General features: G+C 36.0%; 25 protein-coding genes and 1 pseudogene. 10 read left to right on the top strand and 16 right to left on the bottom strand.

What is annotated here, in order from left to right; translation table 11 throughout:
* Nucleotides 1-136: 136 nt before the first annotated feature.
* On the bottom strand, nucleotides 137-1234 hold the full coding sequence (locus FHR28_RS06590; protein WP_151027099.1) for a TonB family protein: 1098 nt from the start codon (nucleotides 1232-1234) through the stop codon (nucleotides 137-139).
* An 828-nt stretch (nucleotides 1235-2062) separates the two neighbouring features.
* Here FHR28_RS06590 and FHR28_RS06595 point away from each other — a divergent pair.
* Nucleotides 2063-2410 carry an EF-hand domain-containing protein gene (locus FHR28_RS06595; protein WP_151957891.1) on the top strand — a complete coding sequence of 116 codons (348 nt, stop codon included), beginning with the start codon at nucleotides 2063-2065 and terminating at the stop codon, nucleotides 2408-2410.
* A 29-nt stretch (nucleotides 2411-2439) separates the two neighbouring features.
* On the opposite strand, the pseudogene FHR28_RS06600 reads toward FHR28_RS06595, so the two are convergent.
* The 3 genes and pseudogenes from FHR28_RS06600 to FHR28_RS06610 all read right to left on the bottom strand — a co-directional run.
* Nucleotides 2440-2688, bottom strand: a pseudogene (locus tag FHR28_RS06600) (SOS response-associated peptidase); the annotation flags it as partial.
* An 85-nt stretch (nucleotides 2689-2773) separates the two neighbouring features.
* Nucleotides 2774-3127 carry a hypothetical protein gene (locus FHR28_RS06605; RefSeq protein WP_154130129.1) on the bottom strand — a complete coding sequence of 118 codons (354 nt, stop codon included), beginning with the start codon at nucleotides 3125-3127 and terminating at the stop codon, nucleotides 2774-2776.
* A 7-nt stretch (nucleotides 3128-3134) separates the two neighbouring features.
* Complete coding sequence (locus FHR28_RS06610; RefSeq protein WP_166782222.1) at nucleotides 3135-3578, bottom strand: tyrosine-type recombinase/integrase; 444 nt, start codon at nucleotides 3576-3578, stop codon at nucleotides 3135-3137.
* A 283-nt stretch (nucleotides 3579-3861) separates the two neighbouring features.
* On the opposite strand from FHR28_RS06610, the gene FHR28_RS06615 reads away from it, so the two are divergent.
* Nucleotides 3862-4239, top strand: coding sequence for a hypothetical protein (locus tag FHR28_RS06615; protein WP_105714116.1), 378 nt, complete (start codon nucleotides 3862-3864; stop codon nucleotides 4237-4239).
* A 56-nt stretch (nucleotides 4240-4295) separates the two neighbouring features.
* Here FHR28_RS06615 and FHR28_RS06620 read toward each other — a convergent pair whose 3' ends face one another.
* Nucleotides 4296-4736 (bottom strand): hypothetical protein, encoded by a 441-nt coding sequence (locus FHR28_RS06620; RefSeq protein WP_105714117.1) that lies wholly within the window; start codon nucleotides 4734-4736, stop codon nucleotides 4296-4298.
* A gap of 292 nt (nucleotides 4737-5028) precedes the next feature.
* Between FHR28_RS06620 and FHR28_RS06625 the strand changes: the two genes are divergently transcribed.
* The 6 genes from FHR28_RS06625 to glnA all read left to right on the top strand — a co-directional run bounded on the left by FHR28_RS06625 (nucleotide 5029) and on the right by glnA (nucleotide 11994).
* On the top strand, nucleotides 5029-5319 hold the full coding sequence (locus FHR28_RS06625; protein ID WP_166782223.1) for a hypothetical protein: 291 nt from the start codon (nucleotides 5029-5031) through the stop codon (nucleotides 5317-5319).
* 769 nt (nucleotides 5320-6088) lie between these two features.
* Nucleotides 6089-6199: a hypothetical protein gene (locus tag FHR28_RS21845; RefSeq protein ID WP_228722029.1), complete on the top strand. Its 111-nt coding sequence runs from the start codon at nucleotides 6089-6091 to the stop codon at nucleotides 6197-6199.
* Between the two features lie 401 nt (nucleotides 6200-6600).
* Nucleotides 6601-7461 carry a hypothetical protein gene (locus FHR28_RS06635; protein ID WP_154130127.1) on the top strand — a complete coding sequence of 287 codons (861 nt, stop codon included), beginning with the start codon at nucleotides 6601-6603 and terminating at the stop codon, nucleotides 7459-7461.
* A 1064-nt stretch (nucleotides 7462-8525) separates the two neighbouring features.
* Nucleotides 8526-9467, top strand: a complete 942-nt coding sequence (locus tag FHR28_RS06640) for a hypothetical protein (protein ID WP_166782224.1) — start codon at nucleotides 8526-8528, stop codon at nucleotides 9465-9467.
* A gap of 135 nt (nucleotides 9468-9602) precedes the next feature.
* Complete coding sequence (locus FHR28_RS06645) at nucleotides 9603-10136, top strand: GTP-binding protein (protein WP_096735536.1); 534 nt, start codon at nucleotides 9603-9605, stop codon at nucleotides 10134-10136.
* Nucleotides 10137-10578: 442 nt separating this feature from the next.
* Nucleotides 10579-11994 (top strand): type I glutamate--ammonia ligase, encoded by a 1416-nt coding sequence (glnA, locus tag FHR28_RS06650; protein ID WP_016539490.1) that lies wholly within the window; start codon nucleotides 10579-10581, stop codon nucleotides 11992-11994.
* Between the two features lie 200 nt (nucleotides 11995-12194).
* On the opposite strand, the gene FHR28_RS06655 is transcribed toward glnA, so the two are convergent.
* The 5 genes from FHR28_RS06655 to FHR28_RS06675 form a co-directional block, all read right to left on the bottom strand.
* Entirely contained in the window at nucleotides 12195-12602 is a 408-nt protein-coding gene (locus FHR28_RS06655; protein ID WP_004724554.1) for a DUF3106 domain-containing protein, read from the bottom strand.
* Nucleotides 12592-12918 (bottom strand): hypothetical protein, encoded by a 327-nt coding sequence (locus tag FHR28_RS06660; protein ID WP_151957726.1) that lies wholly within the window; start codon nucleotides 12916-12918, stop codon nucleotides 12592-12594. Before FHR28_RS06660 ends, FHR28_RS06655 begins: the two co-directional genes overlap by 11 nt.
* Nucleotides 12911-13525 carry an RNA polymerase sigma factor gene (locus FHR28_RS06665; protein WP_035371023.1) on the bottom strand — a complete coding sequence of 205 codons (615 nt, stop codon included), beginning with the start codon at nucleotides 13523-13525 and terminating at the stop codon, nucleotides 12911-12913. Before FHR28_RS06665 ends, FHR28_RS06660 begins: the two co-directional genes overlap by 8 nt.
* Before the next feature lie 155 nt (nucleotides 13526-13680).
* The gene (locus FHR28_RS06670; RefSeq protein WP_004724547.1) at nucleotides 13681-14457 is read right to left on the bottom strand and encodes a TrmH family RNA methyltransferase; all 777 of its coding nucleotides are present in this window, start codon (nucleotides 14455-14457) and stop codon (nucleotides 13681-13683) included.
* Between the two features lie 112 nt (nucleotides 14458-14569).
* Nucleotides 14570-15544, bottom strand: coding sequence for a class 1 fructose-bisphosphatase (locus FHR28_RS06675; RefSeq protein ID WP_004724544.1), 975 nt, complete (start codon nucleotides 15542-15544; stop codon nucleotides 14570-14572).
* A gap of 175 nt (nucleotides 15545-15719) precedes the next feature.
* Between FHR28_RS06675 and FHR28_RS06680 the strand changes: the two genes are divergently transcribed.
* Nucleotides 15720-15905 carry an NF038105 family protein gene (locus FHR28_RS06680; protein WP_004724542.1) on the top strand — a complete coding sequence of 62 codons (186 nt, stop codon included), beginning with the start codon at nucleotides 15720-15722 and terminating at the stop codon, nucleotides 15903-15905.
* Between the two features lie 79 nt (nucleotides 15906-15984).
* Nucleotides 15985-16590, top strand: a complete 606-nt coding sequence (locus tag FHR28_RS06685) for an SMI1/KNR4 family protein (RefSeq protein ID WP_166782225.1) — start codon at nucleotides 15985-15987, stop codon at nucleotides 16588-16590.
* 162 nt (nucleotides 16591-16752) lie between these two features.
* Here FHR28_RS06685 and pal read toward each other — a convergent pair whose 3' ends face one another.
* The 6 genes from pal to tolQ all read right to left on the bottom strand — a co-directional run bounded on the left by pal (nucleotide 16753) and on the right by tolQ (nucleotide 21988).
* Nucleotides 16753-17322 (bottom strand): peptidoglycan-associated lipoprotein Pal, encoded by a 570-nt coding sequence (gene pal / locus FHR28_RS06690; protein ID WP_004822680.1) that lies wholly within the window; start codon nucleotides 17320-17322, stop codon nucleotides 16753-16755.
* Nucleotides 17323-17373: 51 nt separating this feature from the next.
* Nucleotides 17374-18657: a Tol-Pal system beta propeller repeat protein TolB gene (gene tolB, locus FHR28_RS06695; RefSeq protein WP_004724537.1), complete on the bottom strand. Its 1284-nt coding sequence runs from the start codon at nucleotides 18655-18657 to the stop codon at nucleotides 17374-17376.
* 277 nt (nucleotides 18658-18934) lie between these two features.
* On the bottom strand, nucleotides 18935-19201 hold the full coding sequence (locus tag FHR28_RS21850; RefSeq protein WP_228722030.1) for a hypothetical protein: 267 nt from the start codon (nucleotides 19199-19201) through the stop codon (nucleotides 18935-18937).
* Between the two features lie 247 nt (nucleotides 19202-19448).
* Nucleotides 19449-20837 (bottom strand): cell envelope integrity protein TolA, encoded by a 1389-nt coding sequence (gene tolA, locus FHR28_RS06705; protein ID WP_166782226.1) that lies wholly within the window; start codon nucleotides 20835-20837, stop codon nucleotides 19449-19451.
* A 3-nt stretch (nucleotides 20838-20840) separates the two neighbouring features.
* Nucleotides 20841-21290, bottom strand: coding sequence for a protein TolR (tolR, locus tag FHR28_RS06710; RefSeq protein ID WP_004724530.1), 450 nt, complete (start codon nucleotides 21288-21290; stop codon nucleotides 20841-20843).
* Complete coding sequence (tolQ, locus tag FHR28_RS06715; RefSeq protein ID WP_004724528.1) at nucleotides 21290-21988, bottom strand: protein TolQ; 699 nt, start codon at nucleotides 21986-21988, stop codon at nucleotides 21290-21292. Before tolQ ends, tolR begins: the two co-directional genes overlap by 1 nt.
* Nucleotides 21989-22001: the final 13 nt, after the last annotated feature.

Here is a 22001-nt window from a genome sequence, read left to right on the forward strand (position 1 = left end):
CAGATGTATATCTTATATTCATAGCTACACTAAAAGTGTAGTTACAAGGGGTTGCATGATCGTCAGATCCTTAGTAATTTCAGTTGTGGTGATTTCCACCATACCTGGTTCTCAGAATCTGAGTACCACCTTTAATTTAATCAAATTGAATTGGCAGTCTTAATCTGGCAACAACTGCCTTGCCATTTACTTTCGGAATATCAAACTGCCAACGTTTAACCGCTGTAAGCGCCAACCAACTAAATTCATCATTATTCCCAGATACAATTTTAGGTAAAATCACCATACCATCCTGATCTAAATAAAATTCTAACATTACTTTTGATTTTTGTGATTTATCAGAACCTATAGGCATTTCAGGGTGTGGTGCATATAATGGTTTAGGTACCGAATCTAAATCTTTCAACTCATAGATTTTTGTTTTTCCACGCTCTAAATTAGCCAATATTTGAGTTGTTGAGTGGCTATTTGATGTATCTCTATTAAACTGATTAAAATTCTGTTCTTTTGTGATCACTGACCAACTATGTTTACCATCTTTTTTTGCAGGATAAAATTTCCATGACTGTAAAGAAGCCTTCGCAGCTAAGCCAAATGATGGCTCACTGGCTGAAAGCACATTGGCTTGACGCACATTTCCATCAGGATCTATAACTACATACACCTTAGCTTTACCAGTAGTTTTCGATTTAAGTAGCTCATAGGGATAAACTAAAGGGGCTGCTATACGAATCTGCGGTGCGACATCATACTGTAAATCTGCTGGAAGGTTTTTTGATGCAGCAGGGATTCTAAAAGGATCAACACCATTACTTAAACCAGCTGACACAGAAAATTCAATGGGTATTTTCACAAAGCCGCTTTGTGGCTTACCATTAATTTTTTCCGGTTCAAACAGTGCCCCCATGACAGCTTGAACAGCGGCACGTTCTAAATCGGGGTGTGGTGAATCCAGTACCTCAACTTCGCTAACTCTGCCTGTTTCAGTAATTAATACTTTAAGCAGCACTTTACCCCTATTACCGAAATCGCTAAGATTTTTAGGGTAGGTGATTTTTGGTCTTTTTATGTACTTTATAGGGGTATTATTAGTGGATAAGGTTTGCATTACCCCAACATCTGGCAATGACTCTGTACTAGTAGTATTTGGTATTACTTCAGCCCAACCTTCTATCGTCAACAGCAATAGTCCCAATAAATAAATTCTTTTTATTACCATCTTGATATCATCCATTTTTGTTTGAAGTTAAACTTAAAATTATTAATGCATTTAATCTCATTGGATCAATAAAATTCACAGGATTATTCCCCAAATAGAAGTTTTATACATTTTCAAATTAATTTCATTTTACTACATCCATGGTCAATTTGATAAAAACAACGGGTCAGTTGCATAAAAATATCTAAGTAGCAAGCTCAACACTTGCTACTAGATCATTTAAGTTTCTAAAGAGTGATTCAGGCAGTACAATGATCAACGATTATTGTTTAAATATGGTTACTTTTAAATTCCATCAAATAAAACATTTAATCAAATCTAAAATAAAATGCAACAAAAACGCAACTTTTTGTTATAAGTATTTGATATTTATATTTAATAAAGGAGGTTGATGCGCCTTTTTTTGATATATTAGCCTTCATAAAATAAGCAATTTTATATATCGTTAAAATCCTAATACAGAAATATACGATACGCAAAAGCATATGGAATTATAAAGAAACAGTTGATGTTTTAAGAATGATAATTAAGTAACTACTATGTACAATAAGTGGAGTGCTTTGAATGATGTGAAGAATAAGGCTTTTAAATAAGGATTTTAAATAGGGCTTTATTTCTAGGAATAATTTTGGAATAAAAAACCACCAAAAAACAGACAGTATTAGTCAATACTTTAATGTAATAAAAAATAGTAGTTCACCACTGCTTTTGTTTTAAAATAAAGTCGCTATTGATGTTTTGCTATCTATTACATTGAATAACCCTAAATGGCTTTCTTTAAATGATTTTTTCTAAATCACTTTGTCTATATAATCAAAGCTAATTAAAGATGGGATAAAACAAATGAAGAAAATAATCTGTATTCTGATTCTTAGTTGTAGCGCACTTTCAAGCTTCAGTCATGCCTGTGATCCGACTTCATTAGACTGGGAGAAATTTTATAAAATCTATGATTCAAATAAAAATGGTACTTTTGAACTTAATGAATTTTTAAAGGTTAAAGATTTTGAACCATATCCTTGGCCAGATGATAGACGGTTTCAAGGCAAAGATAAAAACATTAAATTATTTAAATATTTAGATGAAAATCAAGATGGAAAACTTGTAGAAGATGAATTTGTCAAAATTTACGGTTTATTACCTAATCCTTGTGCTAATTGGCCTGATAAAGCTTGGTGGAAATTTTGGTAAGTGATTCAAAATATATATCCTAAGGTGCGTCAGAATAAGACGTTTTGTTTTTCTTCATCACGCATTTCAAAGAAATATTCATGAGCGTTTTCTTTATCAACATTCAACCAATCTTTGCGGTATTCTTCTGGTATGACTATGATTGAGCGCTTTTCATCGTCAGGCGCGTGAAATTGCTTCATGAAAGGGTGGTTGTCAGAATTGATCGTAAGCATTGAGAATGATCTGACTTTTGAATCTTTAATTACAGCATCATCGTAGATTGCAGTAACAGTAAACTGATCAACTTCGACATCAAGTTAGGCGAGGGCATCTCTGGTGGGAATTTCATAGTTTGAACACATTTGCGTTCATTCTTAATTTTCATTTTATCTTCTCTACATTTGTTATTATTTTAATCGAATCCATATAAGTATGAACGTATGCATATTGAAAGCAAACCTTGTCTCCATTTTTAATTATTTCGTTATTTTTAATTTTATTATGAAGATCAAATTGTGGAAAAATATTAAATGCCTCAACTTTATTTTCATCATTTTTAAAAGCAAAGTAGTCTTCCTTAAATCGAGCATTTATGGTTTTTACACCTAAAAAAGTACCGCATATATTTATTTTACTCTCTGAATTTATCGTGGAATTGATTCTAGATCTTATAGAAAAACTGTCATATAACCAAAAAACAAGTATTCCAATAACAAGCAAAACAATAAATTTCATTTTAAATTTACCAACTATCAACGATATCAGACCAGTCTTGAATCATTTTTCTTCTCTCATCTAAATTTTGAGCATGGTTATATGTACAGCGGACAATGTTTTTATCAATATGGGCGAGTTGCATTTCAATCCATTCTGAACTGTAATTTTTTTCATGCAAAATCGTGGATGCTGTGGCGCGGAAGTCATGAGTAGTGCAATTTAGGCCCATTGTTTTTAATGCCTGGTCAATTGTGCTTTTGTTCATTACTTTAGACTTATTAAAAACCGAACAAAACACATATTCATCATTAGATTGGATTTTTTGGTTTTTAAGGATTTCAACCATTTGCTTACTCAATGGAACCAAGTGTTGACGGTTCATTTTATTATTTCGCTCACCGACAAGAAGTTGATCTCTAGATGCAGGTGGGATAACTATTAAATCTTTTTCAAAATCTACCCAATCCAATGCTAGGTCTAGTTAGATTGGCAACAAACTATCAATTTAGAAGTTGCATCATTGGGGCTTGAAAGTCAGGGTATATTGTGGCATATTTCTGTTATAGTGCGCGAAGTTATAGTAATTCACTAGATATTAAGCTCACTTTTTAGTGAGCTTTTTTGTTGGTCAAATCTTTTATGATTAACGAATATTTAGTCAATTTATTAGATGAATATTCACAAACTTTAAACTCAATTACTAACAATATTTATATTTTTTAATTTATTGAATCACATAAGAATAGATAGAGATGATTACAGATATATTTAGTAAAACTCTTGGCGGGTTAAGAAAAGATTATTTCATTAGAAATCTTATAATTGGTATTGTTGCTGCTGTACTAGCTTGGTTGATGATAGATACATTAGAGGCTAGAGCAACCACACCAAAACCATTCTGGAATTTAGTTATTATAAAAGGATTTTTTATATTTAATGGGCTGTTATACCCCTATGCAAAATATTTATATGATTATGTATGGGAGGTTATTACTGGAGATGCAGTTTACGTTTATTCTATTAATATCATTACAATATGGTTCAAGCTAATTGCAAGATTAATGTGCTTCTTTTTTGCATGGATATTAGCTCCAGTTGGACTACTTATTTTATATTTTAAGAATAGTTAATTTTTTAATTAAGCCACTTTTGAGAGTTTTTTAATACTTAAAGATTTTTAGTTTAGTTAATTAGCGAATACCCGAATCCTAGCAATCAGGCAGAATGCAACCCCTGAAATAAATCCGCAAAGTAGGGAGAAGATGATCCCGTAAAGGTCAGGCATTCGTTCGGGTCCACCATTCAACAGATAAATGTAGGCATAGAATGTAACTGGTGCAAGTAGAGTGCACCAAAGGCACAATCGTGCAGAAGATAAAGCGTTTATATTGCGAAGGAAGATAGCCATCGGTAAAACCAGTGTAAAGGTGATAGTGTATGTAAAGGGAAGCCCAAGCATAAGACAGAGAAAAAACATTGCAAAGGCGCCACCAAGATCTCCTTGGAAAAGCATAACTGTACCGTATGCCATTCCAATGACTAAAGGAACAACCAAAGGGGAGATAGACACCCCCTGTTTCAGGCTTCCTTCATGCTGAAGTTTAGAATTTTTATAATGCATATTCATCAATCGAATGCTTGTAAGATTAGCTTGTCAATTGTGTCACTTTAGCATTGCAAAAGGTTTTACAGAAGACTTTCAATTAGATCAATAAATTATTGAGATTTAGTAGCCGCCTCACAGTTGAGGCTTTTTTAATACTTAGAGGAAAGCTATGACAGACACAGTACAGGCTAGAAAAGACTTAGAGCTTTGCAGTGTTAAGTGATTGATTAAACCTAGGCAAGTCTTGATTTAATATCAAAGTTTGCTTTATAAACAGATTTACATATTTTGAGTTAGGGAGGCTATTGATTGTATGAAATATATATTTTTCTTAGCAATAATAGTGTCACTACTTATAATTATCTACAAACCTAGTATCCCTTCAGAGAGTAAAGAGAGTAAAGAGAGTAAAGAGAGTAAAGAGAGTAAAGAATTTCATAGATTAGGGTCAGTACTAACGGAATGTCAGGGCATAGACCCACCCAAAGAGGTGGATAAGAAAAAGTATTACGATTATTGTAAATGCGTTAAGAATCCTGTTGATGCACGTAACAAGGAAGAAAAAGAGAAGAGTTGTATTGAAGATTTAAGAAACCCGAATTAATCGGGATTTTCGTTTTATATTCAGAATTTTTATATAAAAATTACAAGTATAGAGTAAAAAGCATGCCCATTACACGACAATAAAGCTAACGGATATGAGGGGGGCGTTCGATCCGAATTTTTCGTCAGGATTAAATCAAATTATATTAATTTGGGCTTGAACAATAATTTTACTCATTTTATTTAATCTAAACTTCCTTTGGAAGGGTTTTTAATTAATTGATTTAAATAAAGATTATGAAAAGTTTTAGCGAATGTAGAATGTTAAATCTAGCCATACTTATTTGATTGCATAATTTTAAGAATTAATCACCACCTTCGGGTGGTTTTTTATGTCTATAAAAGAGTTGAGAATATCAAATGGCTTTAGGTTCTAATGATTTTCACTTAAAACTTTTAGACTAATATAACTGGCTTGTAATAGGGAATGAATGGTGCAATTTACCGACTATGGCAGCCTTAGGTGTTGGCTTAAGTATTTAAGGATTAGGTAAGCAGTACACTTATATACAAACCGTTCAGCGCAAATAAACATAGCCACAAAATTTTAACTAAGCAATGGCAGGCATCCACCAAGTTGCACTAGCAACCAATTCTAATTTAACCACAGCTGTTTATTTATGCACATGCCTTAATGCAGTTGGCAAAGAAATGGAGGGATAACGCAAGAACAGGCGTTAGATCTTACAAAAACAGTAGCTCAAGCGATTTAAATTGGTGACGGATCAGCCAAAACAGTAGATGGTGCGGTTATCCAATTTATTCAGGCAATGCAAGGTGATGTACTTCTTGGTGAAGAATTCAATAGCATCATGGCGGGGAGTTACAATCTAGCTGAAGCTTTAGCTAGAGGAATAAGTGTAACTTTGGAAATACTATAGAAACTTCGCCATATTGAGACGATTCAGTTTTAAAAATTACTAAGCATTATTTAATAAGTGATCATCTTGAAAACCATTTAAGCTTCTTTTATGTAGGAATAATTTGTCTGTTCATTCAAAGTAATATTCGTATTTTTTAAGTGTTTATATATGGTGGATTACTTTTAATTTAAAAGTTGAGTAAAGTTTGAATTAATATTTATATTTTGAATAAAATGGTTAATTATTTTTTAATAGGGTTGTTGAATAATCGCTTGACACTATTTTTAAATTGAGTTTATATGTTTTATTCGAATGCTTAATGATTTTATTAAGTGTTTTATAAGAAAATTGATGTAATTTTATTATGAATAGTATTTTTAAATAAATACTTTTTTGAATATAAGTATAGGAATGTCATTATGAAGTTATTTAGTAAATCTATTTTAGTCGCTTTTTTAGGAATCGGATTAGTTGCTTGTGGTGGGGGGAGTGATAATAACTCGAACTCAAACAATGATTCTAACACAAATTCGAACAATGGTTCTAATACCAACAATAATTCTACAGGGTCGATTGTTGAGAAGCTTGATACATCAAAAGCATATAGAATTATTTATTCTTTTCCTGAATCAAGTGGCTCATCCAATATTACTGCGGTTAAACAAAATGATATTGGTATTATTACTGAGTTTGGTGCATATAAATTATCTGGAACTATTGTTGGTAAAGAAATTTCAGGTAATAAAAATTATGCCATAGCTCGAATAGCTGGAGGTAATATAGATTATGCGGCGGATGGGAAAACTCAAACGACAGATGTTTCTAAATATGCGAATGGATCATATTATTATTTTGTATCTTCACCACTAACGCAAAAACTTGAATCTTCCTCAATTAAAAGAGTGAATTGTACAGATATAAATGCGACCCAAGCAAAAATAACAAATGATAAAAGTAATAACTACTTTGTTTCTCCGACTATACATAATGGAAGTGTTACATTAAACCCAGATGGAGCAATAGGTATTTCATTTACAGCTAAAATAGGAAGTGATGAAACTTCATATAACTCATCAATGAATTGGGTTGAAAATTTTAACGCTTATAACTCCTTTAACTTATTAGGAATAGAAAATCAACAAGGTCAATCAAGTAATATAGGTACATTTAATATTTCTAATAACGGTAAAAATAGCGTTGTAGCAGGCTCTATTTATAAAATTAAACTTAAAGATGGTTCAATCTATGAAGGAGCTATGTCGATGATATGTAATTACTAACGAATAGTTCTTAGCTCATTTATGAAAAGGCAAAGAGAAATAACGCTTTGCCTTCTTATTTAGGGTAATGTTCTTATTTATAATCTTGATTTTTATGTAATTTTAAAGATTTGGTGATAAATGGTGGTTGAGTTGATCTCTCTTGTGTTCTCGTTGCAAATAATTTTTACAAAATCTCTATCTAGCACTATCTCAAATAAAGCTAAAAATTTTTTAACTTTCTGGTAAGCCTTCCAATTTTTAATTCTTGCATAACATCATTAAATAGGTTCCTCTGATTAAAGCACTATTAAGAATTATCCTTTTCTCTTATCTATCGTTGATAAAATAAATTTCTTCTGTTGAAAATGCTTACACTACCTCTTACTTGCGTGCTTTAGGCAAACCTACAGCAGGGTACAAGGTAAGGGTAGATATCAAAACTCATCAATGTTTTTATTAAAACGAAAATGCCAAAACGATTGCCCACTTGGTTTGTCACCTTTAAAACAAAGCTCATCGCTATTTATCATCAATGTGGTAAAACGTTCATTCTCATTCAGTTCACTTAACACAACAATTTTGAACCCATGTTAACGAAATTGTTGCTGTTGAAGCTCTGGTTTATTCTTTAGACATTTTAGAGCACTGGATATTACTTATTTAATAAGCAGGGTAAGCCAATACACGCTAAAAACATCTATTGGATGCATGAGAATATAAGATTAATTGATCAAGTTAAAATAGATTTATTCATGTTATCGATATTAATATACAAATGTTATTAATATTTTTAAATAAAACATTTAGTTTTATTAAATTTGATTGGCATTATTTCTATGCTGAAATATCACTGATCTAACCTTGTTTTAAATTAATTTATTGAAATTTAAAGATATATATTACTTTTAATGTTTGGTTTTAGTTTTGTTTGATATTTTTTTTAATAACTATTCTTGTATTTTATACGCTTAATAGTATATTAAATTTGTACAATTTTTTTACAGCAAATATAGTGTTTTGTATTTTATTTTTCTATAAAAATGATAAACTGTTCACATTCTATGCGAGGCCATGGGGGCTAAATGAAAGAAGAAATAAAAATCGCTATATTCGGTTTGAGTTTAAATGTGCTCGATGCAATTAAGCAGAAAATACGATCTATGTATGATGACTCACTTCAAGTAAGTTGGGCGAATATTGCTGACCCTCATTTAGATATTCTTCTTGTAAATGATATGTTTTTTAGTTCGCCTACAATTCAAAATTTGGTTGGTGTAAAAAAAGTCCCTTATTTGCGTCTGGTCAATAAGAATGAAAAATCAGGGCAAATAGAAGGAGATAAATTATATTTACCTTTTTCTCCCTCAGATGAAATTCGAAAATGGTTTAAAGATCGCTATTTACATGTACCTGTCAGTGATAAAACCGTCAATATTGTCAATCAGATTTCTAAAAAAGCCGATTTAACCAAGGTGGTTCCTGAGCTTTTTAATGAACGAAATGGCAACGTTCAAGTATTCGACTCAAAAGGCAACATCGCATTAGTTAATATTCGCACACAGCAAGTTTGGATAGACCCGTTACGAAAAGTGCAGGGAACGGATGTTTCTTTAAATTTTACTTATGCAACTATGCAAATGGCACAGTCTGTCAGCACTTTTCAAGGTATAGAACTTAGATCTTGGGTGTGGAATTTATTGTGGTATTCAGATGATGTCAATATTCCAATCAGTTCTAACGATTGCTATAAACTGCTAGATTGGCCGCAACCGAATCATCAAAATGAACGGCAAATGGTTTTTAAAATTGCAGCGTGTTTTGAATTGGGAGCAAGTGTTTCCCAAGTGGCTCAGAAAACAGGTTATAGCAAAGAACAAGTCGCTAAATTTGTTTCAATTGGCATGTTGACCAATTCACTGAAAAAAATAGCGATTGAAGATGCAAAATTGCTCACTGAGGAAAAACAATCTTCAGGCATTTTACGTGGGTTTTTTGGTAAGTTAAGGAAAAAATTAGGGCTTTAAGTTTGTGAAAAACATGCGAATCAAATAAGGCTTGTAAAAATTAACCCTTAAATCAAGTTTGTTTAAACTGACACGATAAATAAATGCATAGTCAGTTTATATGATGCAGTGATAAGTTTAAAAATAGGTGATGATGTGATCTTACAAAAGTATAAAATTGTTTTTGGCGGTAAAATGGGCGCTGGTAAAACAGAAGCAATCAAATCATTATCTGAAATTTCAGTCTTATCTACAGAAGCACAAAATACAGATGAGCAAGCACACAGTAAAGCTTTGACCACTGTCGGGATTGACTATGGTGAAATTAAATTAGATGAAGGCGTTATTGTTGGATTATATGGAACACCAGGGCAGGATCGCTTTGATTTTGTTTGGTCAGTGATATGTAAAGGTGCAATCGGAGCGGTCGTATTGATTGACCATACGCAAAAAGATGCACTTGAAGATTTAAAATTTTACTTTCAAAGTTTTAAAGAACATCTCAATAATATTGTGGTTGGTGTGACCCATATAGATGAAAATCCGCAGCATCTATTAAAACCTTATAAAGATTGGATGCAATTAAATCAATTGACCATGCCAATTTTTGCGGTGGATGCCAGAAAAAAAGATGATGTATTGGTCATGGTTGAAGCACTTATTGCAAGAGCAGAAGTTGAATTTGGCTAATTGTCGATATAGTAGATCATAAATTATAAAATCCCGTTGTTGTAACGAGGGTTGTACAGAACAATGTTAAAGGCGTATACAGACTGAATACGCCTTATTTTAATGCTTTTGAAATAAAAAATTGCCATCATCTTAAAAAATAGCCGATAAAAAGTGTTGTTCGCGTAATATAAGCACCAAGATAAAACATTTTATTCAGTTTGCACAAAAATAGTGCGTTAAAATTGTGCGTAATAATTTTAAAATGAGAAGTGTGTTTGAATATGGTGCAATTCTATTTGCACTCAGTATAATAGATGGAATTTAATCGTTGCTAAGCTTATTTTCTGATAAGAAATTCAATATTTTAGCAATTATTTTAAAAGTTGGTATGCTACTTGCTATATAAATACCAACTACTAACACGCACTTCACAAGTGCAACAAAAATTCATTGGAGCAAAATGAGCATGGCGAACAAGGTCCTTCAACTCATACAAGAAAGTGGCGCAAAATGGGTCGATTTTCGCTTTACTGATACTAAGGGTAAAGAGCAGCACGTAAGCTACCCATCAGACACTATCGATGAAGATACTTTTGAAGATGGTAAAATGTTTGATGGTTCTTCAATTGCTGGTTGGAAAGGCATTGAAGCATCTGACATGATTTTACGTCCAGATCCTGAAACTGCTTTCCTTGACCCGTTCTTTGCTGAAGCAACCATCGTCGTTACTTGTGATGTTATTGAACCATCTACTGGTCAAGGTTATGACCGTGATCCACGTTCGATTGCTCGTCGTGCGGAAGAATACCTAAAATCAACAGGTATTGGTGATACTGCATTCTTTGGTCCAGAACCAGAATTCTTCGTTTTTGATGAAGTTAAATGGGACATCGATATGTCTGGCGCTCGCCATACATTAATCGCTGAAGAAGCTGCTTGGTCTACAGGTAAAGACTACGAAGCAGGTAACTCTGGTCACCGTCCTCGTGTTAAAGGTGGTTATTTCCCAGTTCCTCCAGTAGATTCTTCACAAGATATGCGTGCTGAAATGTGTGCACGTATCGAAGACATCATGGGCCCTGGTCGTGTAGAAGTGCACCATCATGAAGTTGCATCTTGCCAATTAGAAATTGGTGTAAGCTTCAATACGATGGTTCGTAAAGCTGACGAAGTTCAACAGTTCAAATATGCTGTATGGAACGTTGCGCATCAATATGCGAAAACAGCGACGTTTATGCCTAAGCCTATGGTTGGTGATAACGGTTCAGGTATGCATGTTCACATGTCTATCTCTAAAGATGGCAAGAACTTGTTTGCTGGTGATGAATACGCTGGTCTTTCAGAAATGGCGCTTTACTTCATCGGTGGTATCATCAAGCATGCGCGTGCATTGAATGCGATCACAAACCCTTCTACTAACTCGTATAAGCGTTTGGTTCCTCATTTCGAAGCGCCAATTATGCTTGCTTATTCTGCACGTAACCGTTCTGCTTCTATTCGTATCCCATACGTTTCTAGCCCTAAAGGTAAACGTATTGAAGCGCGTTTCCCTGATCCAATGATGAACCCATACTTAGGTTTTGCGGCATTATTGATGGCTGGTCTTGATGGTATTCAAAACAAGATCCACCCAGGTGAAGCAGCTGATAAAAACTTATATGATCTTCCTCCTGAAGAAGAAGCTAAAATCCCAACAGTTGCGCATAGCCTAGATATGGCACTTGAAGCACTTGAAGCGGATCATGAGTTCCTTCTTAAAGGTGGTGTATTCACAAAAGAAATGTTGGATGCATACATCGAGCTTAAAACTGAAGATGTACGTCGTTTAAATACGACGACTCACCCAGTTGAATTTGATATGTACTATAGCTTGTAATTCGTTTTCGAATTTAAGTGATGAAAAACCTGCCTTGTGCAGGTTTTTTTATGCATGAAAATTAGAAATTCAGCATTTTAATTTTAAAATTATGAGAGGGGAGAATTGTCGGTAATGGTGTGTTTAGATTTTGAAGATCCTAAGTTTAATGGTAAAAAGCCAGTTAGATAACTGGCAATGAATAAAGTTTAAAAATATGCTTAATGTGAACCCGTGATATTCTGTTGATATTTCACCATATATTGTTCACGAATTTCATTGCGCTCATCAGATGTTGATGCTTTTTGCATTTTTTTACGCATTTCGTTGCGTTCAGCGGTGCTCATTTGCTGCCAGACTTCACGCATTTTTTGCTTTTCTTGTTCAGGAAGCTGAGTAAACCAATCCATGCGTTGTTGCAGTGCTGCACTTTGATCAGTCGGAATTTCTTTTAAATTTTGATAGCGTTTAATTAGTGCTTTTTGTTCGTCCTCAGAAAGGGCATCCCATGTTTCATTGACTTGACTGTTCGCATCTTTAGAAAAAATCCAAAAACGTTCAAATCCAGCAAAACTTGTTTGTAGAAAACCAATAGCACAAAATGCCAAAGCTAATTTTCTAGCTGCCATGAGAATTTTTATCCTCACCAAATACAGACAACATATCTAAATCTTCCATCATTTGAGGTGAAAGTTTAGGGCTAATCACCACTTGTTGTGGAGTTTGCGATTCTGGTGATACATCAAAAACATTTGGAATCACAACAAAACCAGTAATTGCCGCTGCAAGCGCAAAACCAGTCATTTTCCAGTGACCAAAACGTGAGGTTTGTTTATCTTGGATATGATCAAGCACATTGTTCATCACCACTGCTTTATTGCGGTGATGACGTGCAGCTTCATCCAGTTTTGCCGTCACTTGTTTGGTGAAATCATCATTATTCATGTGATGAACCTCCATACGGATTTAAATGTGAGAGCGAAGTTCTTAGTCCTTGAATAGCTCTGTGATAATGGGTTTTTACACTACCTTCTGTACAGTTCATAATAGATGCAGTGGTTTGAGTATCAAATCCTTCCCAAGCGCGTAACATAAATGCTTGTTGCTGGCGTACAGGGAGGCGGCTAATGGCTTCTTGAATTTCCTCAACGGTGACATCTTGATCTAGAAATTGAAGTGGATTAGGTGTGGATTCATCCACAATTTCCATGGCCTCTTCATCATCAGAATCTAAATCAATTTTTCGAAATAACGAAAATGGAGAAGCGCGTCGTGCTTCTTTGCGTCGCCAATCTTGTAATTTGTTATTTAAAATTGTATAGAACAGCGGATACCATTCTTCAGTGGATTTATCAGCATAAGATTTATGTAAGGAAATAAATGCTTCCTGTACCAAATCCATCGCAATCCCATTGTGACCTTGGGTTGCATTTTCCATCATCACTAGGGCACGACCCGTCACGTCCTGCATGAAAAAACGCAGGCGCTGCTCGCTCGTACTCGTTTGAGCACTTGCTGTTTCAGACTGTGACTTCTTTGGTGCTAAGTCCATAGAGATGGAAAATCCCGTCATGGGTACCCACCATTATTTTAAATTCATATCTCTATAACGTTAAAAAAATGGTTTGGGTTGACATGTAAATCAATTATTTTTTTCAGTTTAAATGATTTTTTCCAATAACGGGCAATATTTAAAATAAATTAACCTTATAGTCGTTGTCTAACCATTTCAAAGAAACAAATCGAGCCTGCAACTGCAACATTGAGGGATTCTTGACCACCAGGTTGCGGAATAGATACCGCTTCTGCGCGTTTAAGGGCAAAATCTGAAACGCCTTGACCTTCGTTACCTAGAATCCAAACACATTGTTTGCGCAGGTTTTTAGTGTAAAGGCTTTCTGCCTGATGCGAACTGGTGACATACACAGGAATTTTAAATTGCTTGAGTAGGTCTTCAAGGATCACGTTTTCATATGTGTGTAATGAAAAATGCGCCCCCATACCGGCACGTAATACTCGTGGTGACCATAATGATGCAGAACCTTTGGTACAGACAATTTGTTCAATACCCGCGGCGGCGGCTGATCTGAGTAATGTGCCAACATTGCCCGGATCTTGGACATTTTCAAGAATTAGCGTGTCTTCAGTAAAATTCAGTGCCTGAGTTGAACTTGGTAAATCCACAATGGCTAGACATGCAAGGCTGGTCCCAAGGGTACTTAAATCTTTGTATAAAGATTCACCCACCACAAACACGATACCTTGATATTGGTCAAGGATACTGCCTAAATCTTCATGATCTAAGGCATGTTCAGTGGTGAAAATTGAATTGATTTTTCGACCTTTTTCTAACCATGCAAGCGTAAGATGGGTTCCCTCAAGTACAGTTTGTCCCTGTTTTTTACGGTAAGTGTTTTGTTCAATTAAACCTCTGAGGTGTTTAATTTTGGGATTGTCTTTTGATTCAAGGAAAATTGTAGGCATGGGAGAGTACGTCCAAAAAATTAAGTAGGGTCTGTGATCATTCTATAAAGAAATTGCAACAGACCCTAGCTGGCGTTACTCCCTAAATAGAGAGTAAGAAAAGAGAGAAGAATTAGTTGTGGTAGCTGGTAACAAGCTCAACTTCATTCTTAGAACCAATGATAACAGGAACACGTTGATGTAACTCAGTCGGTTGAATCTCTAGAATACGTGTACGACCTGTAGTCGATGCGCCGCCAGCTTGTTCCATTAACATACTCATTGGGTTGGCTTCATACATTAAACGTAGACGACCTGCTTTTTTAGGATCTTTAGTATCGTATGGATATAAGAAAATACCGCTACGACATAAAATACGATGAATATCACCCACCATACACGCCACCCAACGCATATTGAAATCTTTTTCACGTATAGATGTTTTACCCGCTTGTAGTTCATCGATATAACGTTTTACAGGCGCTTCCCAATGACGTTGGTTTGATGAGTTAATCGCAAACTCTTTGGTATCCGCAGCAACTTGAATATTTTCAGAAGTGAGCAAGAATTGCTTTTCTTCAGGGTCGTAAGTGAAAAATACAACACCCGCGCCAACGGTCAAAGCCATCATTGTCGATGGGCCATAAAGCACATAACCTGCTGAAACTTGTTGAATACCTGCTTGCATGAAGTCTTCAGCTTGCGTTACGGCATTTTGAGCAGGAAGGATAGAAAAAATTGTTCCTACACACATATTAATGTCAATATTGCTTGAACCATCTAATGGATCAAATAAAACCAAATATTTGCCATTTTCTTGAGCTGGGGTAAATTCATCTAATTCTTCAGATGCGAGTCCACCTACATTTGGATTGGCTTTTAAAGCATCAATCAAATAGTCATTTGAAATCACATCAAGTTTTTTTTGCTCTTCACCTTGTACATTTTCATGTTGTGCACTTCCCAAGACACCAGCTAAAGCACCTTTCTGTAAAGCCTGATCAATGGTTTTGCAGGTATTTGCAATTGTTTCAATTACATTGGCAAGTTCAGATGTTAAGTTCCCTTGTTGTTGTTCTAAATATTGGGATAGGGTGCGATATGACATATCAGAGGTGCTCCAAAAGCGATAAATTTTTACAAACCAAATAATGGAGGCTATTTTAGATGAGTTCAGCACAAAATAGAAATTATCCTGTGTTATTTGTCGTGAAATTACCCTTGAAAGTATTTTAGAAAGTGTTATGTTGAATATACGTACAATAGCGTAAAGGAGCACTGACATGACAACGACAAAGTTTGAAGCGACTCCGACTCCAAATGAAAGCATTGATTTAAAAGATATTAGTGCTGAAAAAGTGAAAGAAGCATGGAAGAATTACGAAGCTAAGCCTGAATTCAAAGAATTCAATAAGCATGACATGATTGAATCTATGCAAAGCCCCAAGCCAGATGAGTCAAAGGCTTAATCAATAAAAAGCGTTCATTACTATATGAGCGCTTTTTTCTATTCATATATTTTATATTAACCCCGAACAATAACGCTTCATGATAGAAATTGATCACAAAACAGACATTATCATTCCGTTTAATAAAATTGGTGAAGCGGAGTGGGATGTTAAAACTCGCCTAATTTTAGAATCTCTAGCTGATTTCAATGATGATGAGATTGCACCTGCAATTGATGATGAGCAAATTTTAAAACTTGAACAGCGTTTAAATTGTCACTTACCTGAATCTTTAAAGATCTTCTATCAACACTTTGGGATTGCTGATATTGGTGAACAATTACAGCAGTTTGATGATATTGGCTACTTAAAAGATATTTGGGCAAATGCACCGCAATATGCGCCTGAATTTAGTCAGACCGATTTAGCAGTTTTACCTCATCTGATTACATTTAGTGATTATCTTGGTAATGGCAATATGTTTTGCTTTCATGATATCAGCAAAGAAATCTATTACTTTGATCATGACGACACGCCTTATTTAAGTAAAATATTGGACTGTGTGGATGACTATATTAAAGGTTGTCTGATTTTAGTGCAGTCTGAGTTTTTTGCTGAAGCACATCCAGATGAAGTGGATGAATGGGTAGAGGAAAGGTTTATTGCGTTATTTAATGAGCAAATACTCAAGAAATGGCGTTATTAATATAAATTACCATTGAACATTCTAAGCAGTTTCTTATTTTACTTTACTAAATCAAGACTTTATCTTGAAATGGAAAAGCGCTGAATGAGAAGAATTTCTGGTAAAAATGCCCAATTGAATTGGGCATTTTTTATGGTCTATTTTAATAATGCAACTTTGGCATTATTTTAAAAGAGGAGGAACGGCTTCGTAGTTGATTTCAACACGGCGGTTTTCTTTCCAAGCAGCTTCATCATGACCAGCATTGATTGGCATTTCTTTACCGTAGCTTACCGCTTCTAATTGGTTTGCTTTAACACCATTGGTGATCAGGTAGCTTTCAACGGCTTTAGCACGACGCTCACCTAAAGCCATGTTGTACTCACGCGTACCACGTTCATCTGTATGACCTGTTAATGCCACTTTAGAGTTGGCATTGGCAATCAAGAACTGCGCATGTGCTTGTAGTGTTTGGTAGTCATCATTGGAAAGATCACTACTGTCATAATCAAAATGTACCACACGTTTTGCTAAAAATGCTTTATTGGCTTCAGTCACGCCTTTAGATGAAGCACCATTTAAGTTTTGTGCATTTAAAGCAGCATCTTCACTTAAACCACTGGTATTTACTGTCGTCGCACTATTTGGATTGGTTCCTGATTCTACAGTGGCAGCAGGTTTACGGCTTGCACAACCTGTCATCACCAAGCTTGCTGCTAATAAGGGTAAAGCTAGATATTGAATTGACTTCATGTTGATCTCCGGTATTTCAATTTTAAATAAGTGATTTACATCTTGATTAAATTATTTAGGGGCCCAAGCCGGTTCACGTACTTCACCTTGTTCACTTGGTAAGTTCATGCGGAAGCGACCATCTGTAGACATGATTGCCAATAAGCCACGATTACCCTCACGTGTTGCATAAACTACCATTTGCCCATTTGGAGAAAAGCTTGGTGATTCATCTAAACTTGTTGGTGTCAAAATATTGGTGATACCTGTAGAAATTTCCTGAATGGCAACTTTGTAGTTACTACCAGAAGGGCGGTGTACCAATGCCACATATTTACCATCGGCACTTAATGTACCGCGTGCATTAAATGCACCACGGAAAGTTAAACGTTTGGTCGAGCCGTCATCAAAACTATAACGGTAAATTTGTGCTGATCCACCACGGTCAGATGTGAAAATAAACGATTTTCCATCTGGAGCATAACGTGCTTCTGTGTCAATTGCGCTATCGTTGGTCATGCGCTTCACTTGACGTGAATCTAAATCCATTTGATAAACTTCAGGATTTCCATGCATTGACGCAGTAAACAGCATTGATTTCCCATCAGGAGAGAAACTTGGTGCACCGTTTAAACCGCGAAATGCAGCGAGTTTTTCACGTGCACCTGTGGCTAAATCTTGGATATAAATAGCAGGGCGCTTGGTTTCAAATGAAACATATGCAATTTTTTTCGCATCTGGCGTCCAAGCAGGTGAGAGAATAGGATCTCTTGAACTTAATACCGTTTTAGGTTGCTCACCATCGGTATCTGCAATTTGTAAGGTATAACGAGTCTCTGGTGTTGCAGGGTTACGTAACACATAAGCAATACGTCCTGTGAAGTCGCCTTGAATCCCTGTAAGCGCTTGATAAATTGCGTCACTGATCATATGTGCTGCAGAACGTACACGTGATGCTGGAATCGAGAGCAATTCATTTAATAGGAATTTCTGCTTTTCAACATCATAGAGTTGGTAATGTACTGCCAGTGAACCATCTGCATTGGTTTTAGAGTCACCTAAAACCACATAAGGAACCCCAGCTGCTTTCCATGCTTCTGCATTTATATTGTTTATGTTTGCAGTTGCAGGAAGATTTTTTGATGAACTGGTAAAGCGCCCAGAGCGATTTAAATCTTGTTCAACAATAGGGTAGATAGATTGATCATTACTAAATGGAATGATGGCAATTTTAGGTGCAGATTCAGGTGCTTTGGCAATTTCTAATTGCAATTGTGCATATGATGTGGTGATCAATGCTGGACTAAATGCAACAATAATTGCGAATCCTAATAGATGTTTAGGCATGATTTTCATTGGACTTCATGTACTCAAATATCAATTTTTAACTATGCTTAGCTTTGTAGCACAAAGACATGATTTTAATCTATATAAAGCATGTAATTGTGAACAAAAGATTATCATTGAACAGATTTACTAAAAAAATTAAATTCAAATTTATTACACCAATGAATTTCGGCTTGATCTTTGGGCGTTGTAAATGGCGCAGTTTTAAAAATTACTTTTTTATAGATTTGAGAACAATGTCGTTGTTGCTGCCATTAAAATATATTATTTCGTGTTCAATAGACACTTATTCAACACGGAATTTGATGCGAATCACTTTTAATAATTGATTGAGCGATGACTGTTTAGACATTTCAAAAGGTGCTGTTTGCTGAATCGCCGTTTTGATTGCGTTTGAAAACGTTTCGCTGTCCTGTTCTGTGATTAAAATATCTTTTACATTCCCACTGTCATCTAAGTAAATAATAACATCGGCATTTTCTTGGATGATTGTTAAATTTCTCAACTTTTTAACAATACGATTGACTCTAGCGGTATTTATCTGCTGAGCCATTTGACTTTGTAGAAGTAATGCTTCCGTTGTTGGTACAGACGGTTTTTTTTCGTATGACGCAGAAGGTGGGTGTTGTTACGTATTTACTTCAAGTATTTTTTCTTGCTCGATATTTTTTGCAAATAATAACGCGGTTGGAAAAAATAATGAAATTGCTACAAATATGGGGTTAACTCGCATTTGATTTTTCCGAGTGATTGTTCTTGCATTAAATTACACCCTGCCTTGGCAGGGTGTAATTTTAAGATTATTTCACAGTAAAATTTGCACTAAAACTTCGTGCTTCACGTCGTGCATCTGGATCAGATGGCATCGGGAAAGGTGCAGCATTGCGAACTGCTTGTTCCACACTTGCTTTTACATCTGGGTCTGATGCATTGACAATGATCGAGACCACAGAACCGCTATCCGTTAGTGTGACACGAGCTGTTGCCTTTTGACCTGTTGAGCCAGCAGGCATACGCCAAGCATTCCGAACTTTACTTTCAAAGTCCTTTTTCGCTGAAGATGCAACTTTTCTCGCTTCTGCCTTTTTATTTGCAGCAGCTTCTTTGGCTTTTTCAGCAGCAGAGGCTTTTTCTTCATCTAATTCGCGTGCTAGATCAGCTTTACGTTTTGCGTCCGCATCCGCTTTAGCTTTTGCAGCAGCATCCGCTTTAGCTTTTGCAGCAGCATCCGCTTTAGCTTTTGCAGCAGCATCCGCTTTGGCTTTTGCAGCAGCATTCGCATTGGCTTTTGCAGCAACATCCGCTTTGGCTTTTGCATTAGCATCCGTTTTGGCTTTTTCAGCAGCGTCCGCTTTGGCTTTTGCATTAGCATCCGCTTTAGCCTTTGCAGCAGCATCTGCTTTAGCTTTTGCATTAGCATCCGCTTTAGCCTTTGCAGCAGCATCTGCCTTGGCTTTTGCAGCAGCATCCGCCTTGGCTTTTGCAGCAGCATCGGCTTTGGCCTGTTGGGCCTTATCTGCGGCTTCTTTTCTGACTTTTTCTGCAGCTTCTGCTTTGCTTTTTGCTTCGGCATTGAGTCTTGCGAGTCTAGCTTTTTCCGCAGCATCTGCTTTGGCTTTTTGAAGCGCCTCTTGCTTGGCCTTAGCTGCTGCATCTGCTTTAGATCTTGCTTCAGCTTCAGCCTTAGCTTTCTCAGCAGCATTTTTAGCCTGCTTTACTTTTTCAGCTGCCTCTTGTTTGGCTTTTTCCGCAGCATCTGCTTTAGCTTGAGAAAGTTTTAAGGCTTTTTCTTGTGCTGATTTAGCCGCTGCCATAGCCAATTGCTGTTCTAATGCGGCTGCCTTGGCCTGTTCGGCAGCTTTTTGTGCATCTATCGCCTTGGTATCTGGTGTGTTATTTGCTTCAGTTGGAATTTCTGGTGCAGTTTGATCGGGTTCCGCTGTTTGCTGAGTATTTTCTGCAACCTTGCTATCTGCCGTTTCAGTGGCATCAGTTTCTACTAAAGGCTTGGGTTCAGGCGGTGGTAAATCTTCAGGTTTAATTAAAACGGTTTTAATTTGCTTGGGTGGCTCAGGTGGTTGACTTAAACCGAGAAAAAGTAAGCCAGTAATCGCCACCACATGAATACCTAGGGTAAATCCAAGTGCAATCGCTTTTTCTTTAGATTGTGGCTTTTGAATATTTTTCATAACTTACTTTACAGACTCTGTCAGTAAACCCACTTGGCTTAAACCAGCATCTTGCAGTGTAGACATGAGTTTCATGACTTCACCATAAGGGCGTGATTCACTACCATTGATCAAGACACTCAATTGCTTGTTATTTGCTTGAGCCTGTTGCTGATTTTCTGTAAGTACTGTTTTTAACTCATCTAAAGTTAAAACCTCATTTTTATGGTTTTTGTCTTCAAGTTTAATCGTACCATCTGCTTCTAAAGTCACGATGGCTGGTCGGTCTTCAGATTGAATCGGATTATTGTTTGCTTGAGGTAGATCAACTTTAACACCCGTGGTAATCATGGGTGCTGTCACCATAAAAATAACCAATAAAACCAACATGACGTCGATATAGGGAACGACATTCATATCACTTTTTAAAGGCTTTTTGACGCGCTCAAAACGTCCAGAACGTTGGATTGTCATTATTCATCTTCCTGTGTAGTTCCCACAGACTGACGTTGTAATAGCGCCACCATTTCTTCTGCAAATAATGCACGATCTGAATAAATTTCTTCGCCTTTTGCAGTGTAATGGTTAAATGCTAGTACTGCTGGTATTGCAGCAAATAAACCAATCGCAGTTGCAATCAATGCTTCAGCAATACCTGGTGCAACAGTGGCTAAGGTAACTTGTTCAACCTGAGCTAAGCCAATGAATGCACTCATAATGCCCCAAACAGTACCAAATAAACCAATATAAGGTGCGACAGAACCGATACTGGCGAGAGAGCTTAAGCCTTGCTCTAAACGGCCTTGATCACGACTGAGTCCTACACGCAAGATACGTTCAGTGCCTTCAATCATCGATGCAGTTTCTGCATGGCGTTTTTTAAGTTTTAAAAACTCACTTAAACCTTGATAGAAAATATCTTCTAAACCGCTTCGCTTAGAATTAAGCTGAGCATTGTTATATAAGGTATTGAGTTCAGCACCAGACCAGAAGATTTTTTGGAAGTGCTCATCGCCTTGATGTGCTTTCTTATAGCCCATATGCAACTTGGCAATCAAATACCAACTAAAAACAGATGCGAGTACTAAGATTAGCATCACCAATTGAACCACAGGGCTCGCTTGTAAAATTAAATCAGAGATGTGTAAAGAAGATTCTAGTTGTGTTGCCATAGTTACATGTGCC

The sequence above is a fragment of the Acinetobacter sp. BIGb0196 genome (assembly GCF_011759595.1).
In the GTDB taxonomy this organism is placed as follows: Bacteria; Pseudomonadota; Gammaproteobacteria; order Pseudomonadales; family Moraxellaceae; genus Acinetobacter; species Acinetobacter guillouiae.

Bases quoted from the DNA above. Each gene is read 5' to 3' on its own strand.
- FHR28_RS06675 (WP_004724544.1), bottom strand. From the start codon at position 15,544: ATGTCATATCGCACCCTATCCCAATATTTAGAACAACAACAAGGGAAC.
- FHR28_RS06605 (WP_154130129.1), bottom strand. From the start codon at position 3,127: ATGAAATTTATTGTTTTGCTTGTTATTGGAATACTTGTTTTTTGGTTA.
- tolA (WP_166782226.1), bottom strand. From the start codon at position 20,837: ATGAAAAATATTCAAAAGCCACAATCTAAAGAAAAAGCGATTGCACTT.
- FHR28_RS06620 (WP_105714117.1), bottom strand. From the start codon at position 4,736: ATGAATATGCATTATAAAAATTCTAAACTTCAGCATGAAGGAAGCCTG.
- FHR28_RS06660 (WP_151957726.1), bottom strand. From the start codon at position 12,918: ATGAATAATGATGATTTCACCAAACAAGTGACGGCAAAACTGGATGAA.
- FHR28_RS06625 (WP_166782223.1), top strand. From the start codon at position 5,029: ATGAAATATATATTTTTCTTAGCAATAATAGTGTCACTACTTATAATT.
- glnA (WP_016539490.1), top strand. From the start codon at position 10,579: ATGAGCATGGCGAACAAGGTCCTTCAACTCATACAAGAAAGTGGCGCA.
- FHR28_RS06635 (WP_154130127.1), top strand. From the start codon at position 6,601: ATGAAGTTATTTAGTAAATCTATTTTAGTCGCTTTTTTAGGAATCGGA.
- FHR28_RS06595 (WP_151957891.1), top strand. From the start codon at position 2,063: ATGAAGAAAATAATCTGTATTCTGATTCTTAGTTGTAGCGCACTTTCA.
- pal (WP_004822680.1), bottom strand. From the start codon at position 17,322: ATGAAGTCAATTCAATATCTAGCTTTACCCTTATTAGCAGCAAGCTTG.
- tolR (WP_004724530.1), bottom strand. From the start codon at position 21,290: ATGACAATCCAACGTTCTGGACGTTTTGAGCGCGTCAAAAAGCCTTTA.
- FHR28_RS06590 (WP_151027099.1), bottom strand. From the start codon at position 1,234: ATGGATGATATCAAGATGGTAATAAAAAGAATTTATTTATTGGGACTA.
- tolB (WP_004724537.1), bottom strand. From the start codon at position 18,657: ATGAAAATCATGCCTAAACATCTATTAGGATTCGCAATTATTGTTGCA.
- FHR28_RS06665 (WP_035371023.1), bottom strand. From the start codon at position 13,525: ATGGACTTAGCACCAAAGAAGTCACAGTCTGAAACAGCAAGTGCTCAA.
- FHR28_RS21845 (WP_228722029.1), top strand. From the start codon at position 6,089: ATGCAAGGTGATGTACTTCTTGGTGAAGAATTCAATAGCATCATGGCG.
- FHR28_RS21850 (WP_228722030.1), bottom strand. From the start codon at position 19,201: ATGGCTCAGCAGATAAATACCGCTAGAGTCAATCGTATTGTTAAAAAG.
- FHR28_RS06640 (WP_166782224.1), top strand. From the start codon at position 8,526: ATGAAAGAAGAAATAAAAATCGCTATATTCGGTTTGAGTTTAAATGTG.
- FHR28_RS06615 (WP_105714116.1), top strand. From the start codon at position 3,862: ATGATTACAGATATATTTAGTAAAACTCTTGGCGGGTTAAGAAAAGAT.
- tolQ (WP_004724528.1), bottom strand. From the start codon at position 21,988: ATGGCAACACAACTAGAATCTTCTTTACACATCTCTGATTTAATTTTA.
- FHR28_RS06655 (WP_004724554.1), bottom strand. From the start codon at position 12,602: ATGGCAGCTAGAAAATTAGCTTTGGCATTTTGTGCTATTGGTTTTCTA.
- FHR28_RS06685 (WP_166782225.1), top strand. From the start codon at position 15,985: ATGATAGAAATTGATCACAAAACAGACATTATCATTCCGTTTAATAAA.
- FHR28_RS06680 (WP_004724542.1), top strand. From the start codon at position 15,720: ATGACAACGACAAAGTTTGAAGCGACTCCGACTCCAAATGAAAGCATT.
- FHR28_RS06670 (WP_004724547.1), bottom strand. From the start codon at position 14,457: ATGCCTACAATTTTCCTTGAATCAAAAGACAATCCCAAAATTAAACAC.